The 5,940-nt window shown below is 58.3% G+C and carries 4 protein-coding genes; 3 read left to right on the top strand and 1 reads right to left on the bottom strand.

Features of this window, described 5'->3' with window-relative positions; genetic code table 11:
- Both Q4Q11_RS30525 and Q4Q11_RS30520 read left to right on the top strand, forming a co-directional pair.
- Positions 1-628 (top strand): glucosamine kinase nucleotide-binding domain-containing protein (locus tag Q4Q11_RS30525; protein WP_498571820.1); only part of this gene is annotated, 628 nt, incomplete at its 5' end.
- Entirely contained in the window at positions 625-1,389 is a 765-nt protein-coding gene (locus Q4Q11_RS30520; RefSeq protein WP_112513138.1) for a GntR family transcriptional regulator, read from the top strand. The genes Q4Q11_RS30525 and Q4Q11_RS30520, both read left to right, overlap by 4 nt.
- A 127-nt stretch (positions 1,390-1,516) precedes the next feature.
- On the opposite strand, the gene metH is transcribed toward Q4Q11_RS30520, so the two are convergent.
- Complete coding sequence (metH, locus tag Q4Q11_RS30515; RefSeq protein ID WP_498571819.1) at positions 1,517-5,293, bottom strand: methionine synthase; 3,777 nt, start codon at positions 5,291-5,293, stop codon at positions 1,517-1,519.
- A 269-nt stretch (positions 5,294-5,562) separates the two neighbouring features.
- Between metH and Q4Q11_RS30510 the strand changes: the two genes are divergently transcribed.
- On the top strand, positions 5,563-5,940 hold a 378-nt coding region (locus tag Q4Q11_RS30510; protein ID WP_498571818.1), incomplete at its 3' end, for an AGE family epimerase/isomerase.

Here is a 5,940-nt window from a genome sequence, read left to right as displayed (position 1 = left end):
GGTCGAAGGCGCCCTGCCCTTTGCGAGCACGCGAGTGGTAACAGACGCGACGATAGCGCTTCAAGGAGCGCTCGGCGATGCCGATGGAATCATTGGCGCCTTCGGCACCGGCTCCGTCTACAACGCCCGTCGCAAGGGTAGGATCTGGGGCATTGGCGGCTGGGGTTTTGTCGTCGGGGATCAGGCAAGCGGCGCGCGTCTCGGACGCGATCTGCTCGAGAGAGCTCTTCTGGCGCATGACGGTGTGACGGTAGGCTCGGCACTCACGGCATTGATCATGGGCGAATACGGCAACGATCCGGAACGCATCGTAGAATTCGCGCATGCGTCCAAACCCAAGGATTTCGCCCGCTATGCGCCAATCATATTCGAATATGCCGGCATGGAAGATCTGGTCGCCATCGATATCGTCAAAGCGGCAACAAGAACCATAGGCGAGAGCCTCGATGCGCTGCTTTGGCCGGAATGCCCCTCGATCTGCCTTCTCGGCGGCCTTGCCCAGGCCTATCGTCCCTGGCTTGATGAGCGCCACAAAGCGATTCTCGCAGAGCCCAAAGGCGACGTTCTTCGCGGCGCGGTGGAGCTGGCGACGAAATTGCTGCGGGGTGGAGAGGAAAACAAGGTATGACCGAAGATTTGAGCGCGATCTTCTCGCCAGAGCGCCTTCTGGGAGGTGGGACGGGTCCGCTTTACGTCAAATTGCGGCGGACGCTCGAGGAGGCGGTGAAGGTCGGACGGCTGAAGCAGGGCGACGCACTTCCACCGGAGCGTGACATTGCCGAATTTGCCGCGGTGAGCCGCGTCACTGTGCGTAAGGCGATCGACGACCTCGTCGCCGAAGGCATCCTTGTTCGCCGCCATGGCTCTGGCACCTTCGTCGCCAAACCAGTCTCCAAGGTGGAACAGCGGCTGTCGCAATTGACATCCTTTACGGAGGATATGGCCCGGCGCGGAATGACGGCCCGCTCCGAATGGCTGCACAAGGGCGTTCATACACCTTCTCCGGATGAGATGATGATCCTCGGCCTTGCTGCCGGCACCAAGGTATCGCGTCTGAGCCGCCTGCGCATCGCCGATGATCAGCCGCTGGCGATCGAGCACGCCAGCGTCTCCGGCGAATTCCTGCCGGACCCATCGGTGGTGACCACATCACTGTATGCAGAACTGGAAAAGCGTCAGGTGCGCCCCGTTCGCGCCGTTCAACGCATATCGGCCACCAACATGAAAGAGGCGGATGCGGGATTGCTCGGCGTTCCCGTAGGAGCGGCCGGCCTTTCGATCGAGCGCATTTCTTATCTGGGTTCCGGCCGTGCAGTCGAATTCACACGATCGCTCTATCGTGGCGATGCCTATGATTTTGTCGCTGAGCTGACGATAGGCGCAAACTAGCGCAACGTGTGAAACCGAAAATACCCCGGAATCAAAAAAGCCGCCTCAGCTATTTAAGCTGAGGCGGCTTTCCGATTTGAAATCGAATTCTAAGCGAAACACTTCAAGCCTTTGAAACGACTTGCCATCAGGCTGCGTCGTCGACCGTTGTGTCACGCTTCTCGGGCACGTAATTGAGAACCGGACCGAGCCAACGTTCCACCTCGACCACGGGCATCTTCTTGCGAGCGGCATAGTCCTCGACCTGATCGCGTTCGACCTTGGCAACACCGAAATAATAGGAGGACGGATGAGCTATATAGATGCCCGAGACAGATGAACCCGGCCACATGGCATAGCTTTCCGTCAGCCTCACGCCCGTTGCAGCTTCAGCATCCAGCAGACGGAAAAGCGTATCTTTTTCAGTATGGTCAGGCTGCGCAGGATAGCCGGGCGCCGGGCGGATACCGGCATAGGCTTCGAGAACGAGCTCCTCGCTCGAGAAATTCTCGTCAGCGGCATAGCCCCAAAACTCCCGCCGCACCCGCTCGTGCATCCGCTCGGCAAAGGCTTCCGCGAAGCGGTCGGCCAGTGCCTTCACGAGGATCGAAGAGTAATCGTCGTTGGCGCGCTCGAAACGCTCGGCAATAGCGACTTCTTCAATACCCGCCGTAACGACGAAGCCGCCGACATAATCACCAACACCGCTGGAAGCCGGCGCAACGAAGTCAGACAAAGCGACATTGGGTCGACCGTCGCGCTTCGACAGCTGCTGGCGCAGCGTATAGAAGGTCGCAAGCTCGTCCCTACGGCTTTCATCGGTAAATAGCCTGATGTCGTCTCCGACCGCGCCCGCGGGCCAGAAGCCGATGACCGCGCGCGGGCGGAACCAGTTTTCCGCGATGATCTTTTCCAGCATCTCCAGTGCGTCACCGTAGAGCTGCCGCGCTGCCTCGCCTTGTTTCTCGTCCTCGAGAATTGCCGGAAAACGTCCTTTCAGCTCCCAGGTCTGGAAGAACGGCGTCCAGTCGATATATTTCGCCAGCTCGGCAAGATCGTATCCCTCGAACACCTTGGTTCCGAAGAACTGCGGCTTGACCGGCTTGTAGCTCGACCAATCCACCTTTTCGGCGTTCTCGCGCGCCCGTGCGATTGGCAGGCGTATCTTTTCGGCTTCACTGCGCGCATGCGCGGCAGCGACCTTGGAATATTCAGCCCGAATCGTATCGATATAACCCTGGCGCGCTTCAGGCGACAGCAAAGCGGATACGACACCGACCGCACGGCTCGCATCCGTGACGTAGACCGTCTGCCCACGATGATAGCTCGGATGGATCTTCACCGCGGTATGGACGCGGCTGGTGGTGGCTCCGCCGATCAGCAGGGGAATATCGAAGCCCTGCCGCTCCATCTCCGAGGCGACATGCACCATCTCGTCCAATGACGGCGTGATCAATCCCGACAAGCCGATAATATCAACCTTTTCGGCGACGGCCGTCTCAAGGATCTTCGTAGCCGGCACCATGACTCCGAGATCGATGATTTCGTAATTATTGCAGGCGAGCACGACGCCAACGATATTCTTGCCGATGTCGTGCACGTCGCCCTTGACGGTCGCCATGAGTATCTTGCCAGCCGACTGCCGTTCTTCGCCACCGCCATTGGCAAGCTTTTCGGCCTCCATATAAGGCAACAGCACGGCAACAGCTTGCTTCATGACGCGGGCGGATTTCACCACCTGCGGCAGGAACATCTTGCCCGCACCGAAAAGATCGCCGACGACGTTCATGCCGGCCATCAGTGGGCCTTCGATGACATGCAGCGGCCGCTCGGCAGCATGCCGTGCTTCCTCGGTGTCGGCTTCGATATATTCAGTAATGCCGTTGACCAGAGCATGTTCGAGCCGCTTCTTGACCGGCCATTCACGCCAGGAAAGATCCTGCGCCTTGGCCTCCTTGCTGCCCGCACCTCGAAAACGCTCGGCGACCTCAAGCAGACGCTCCGTGCTGTCCGGACGACGATTGAGGACGACATCCTCGCAAGCGTCCCGCAATTCCGGATCGATATTGTCATAGACAGCCAACTGACCGGCGTTGACGATGCCCATGTCCATACCCGCCTGAATGGCGTGATAGAGGAACACGGCGTGCATGGCCTCGCGGACAGGTTCATTGCCGCGGAACGAAAAGGAGAGGTTCGAGACACCACCGGAAATATGGACCAAGGGCATCGTCTTACGGATCGTCCGCGTCGCTTCGATGAAGTCGACGCCGTAGTTATTGTGCTCCTCGATGCCCGTCGCGACGGCGAAGATGTTCGGATCGAAGATGATGTCTTCCGGCGCCAGGCCCGCCACTTCCGTCAGCAGGTTGTAGGCGCGTGAGCAGATTTCCACCTTGCGCTCATAGCTGTCCGCCTGCCCCTGTTCGTCGAATGCCATCACGACAACGGCCGCGCCATACATGCGCATCAACCGGGCTTGCTTGAGGAAATTCTCCTCGCCCTCCTTCAGCGAGATCGAATTGACGATCGGCTTGCCCTGAACACATTTCAGCCCGGCCTCGATGATCGAGAACTTCGAACTGTCGATCATCACCGGAACGCGGGCAATGTCCGGTTCGGCGGCGATGAGGTTGAGGAACTCCACCAGGGCCTTCTCGGAATCGATCAGGCCCTCGTCCATGTTGATGTCGATGATCTGCGCGCCGTTCTCGACCTGATCGCGGGCGACGGCAAGCGCCGCGGTATAATCAGCATTGGTAATCAGCTTGCGGAATTTCGCCGAACCGGTGACGTTGGTACGCTCACCGACGTTAACGAAAGGAATGTCCTTGGTGAGCTCGAACGGCTCCAATCCGGAGAGCGACATGAAAGGACGATGTTCGGCAGGCTGACGCGGCGGATACTTCGAAACTGCTTGAGCGATCGCAGCGATATGCTCTGGAGTCGAACCGCAGCAGCCGCCAACGATATTGACAAGACCTTCGCGGGCAAACTCTTCAACTTGCGCCGCCATCATCTCGGGCGTCTCGTCATACTGGCCGAATTCGTTCGGCAGACCGGCATTGGGATAGGCGCAGATGAAAGTATCCGCAGCAGCCGAAAGCTCCTGCAGATGCGGCAGCATGGCGTTGGCGCCAAGCGCGCAGTTGAGACCAATGGTGAACGGGTTGGCATGACGCACGGAATTCCAGAATGCCGACGGGGTCTGGCCCGACAGCGTGCGGCCGGAAAGATCCGTGATCGTACCTGAAATCATGACAGGCAGGCGAACTCCCTTGGCCTCGAAGCGCTCCTCGCAGGCAAAGATCGCCGCCTTCGCATTAAGCGTATCGAAAATCGTCTCGATCAGAATGATGTCTGCGCCGCCGTCGATCAGACCGTCGATCTGCTCACCATAGGCCAGCCGCAGATCGTCAAAGCTGACCGCACGATAACCGGGATTGTTGACATCGGGGGAAATAGACGCAGTCCGATTGGTCGGACCAATGGCACCGGCGACAAAACGGCGCTTGCCGTCCTCGCGCTCGGCGCGGATCGCAGCACGACGGACAATCTCTGCCCCTTCCTTGTTGAGATCGTAGACCGCACCTTCCATCTGGTAGTCTGCCTGCGCAATGCTGGTGGACGAGAAGGTGTTGGTCTCGAGGATGTCGGCGCCCGCCTTGGCGTAGCGGTAATGAATCTCCTCGATCGCATCGGGCTGGGTCAAAATGAGAAGGTCGTTATTACCCTTCTGATGGCATACGCAGCCAATGAATCGATGACCGCGAAACTGGTCTTCGTCAAAGCCAAGGCCCTGAATCTGCGTACCCATAGCACCATCGAGCACAAGGATTCGCTCGCTTGCAGCCTTTTTCAAGGCTTCGAACACCTCGCGGCCGTCGCGCTTCGCCGTTTCCGAACCAAAAAGATTGTCAAACATAAGCGAATTCCTCTGGCCTGATTGCGACTCCGCAATCAGATCACATAAAGATATCTTTATGTCAATATATCTATGCTTGAAGTAGCGTCCCCGCAAGGACGATGCTTCCTTAGTTCGCCGTGTTTTCAGAAAATATGAGTGAGTGCGACTAAGTGCCGGTCTACCCATAGACAACGCAGTGCGGACGACACAGTTTCACTCATAACGCCATGACAGCGCTTTCGGGCGACGCTATAGGGCTTCAGGAATAGAACCATACGGAGGACGGCATGAACATACAGGTTGAACCCGCAACGCTCGGGAATTGGAGTACGCGCGCCTATCACCGGCATTGGCTGCTTGATCAGGCGAACGCGCTTTTCGATTTCTTCCAGTATCGCGCCGTCAATCCCAAGGGCGGCTTCTACGACATGGACGACATCGGCAAACCGCTGGATAAGGCAAATCCCGTGCGCGGCATTCACTCGACCGCGCGCATGGTGCACTGCTTCTCGATCGGGTCGTTGCTCGGTCGTCCAGGCGCGAACGAAATTGTCGACCACGGCATGAACTATCTATGGAATCGTCATCGCGACACGGAGCATGGCGGCTACTTTTGGTCGCTGAACAATGACGGCCCCGTTGATTCCAGCAAGCAGGGCTATGGC

The organism is Rhizobium sp. UFLA01-1127 (assembly GCF_059803845.1).
The sequence above is the reverse complement of the archived record's forward strand: the minus strand, read 5'-3'. Positions and strand labels throughout refer to the sequence as shown.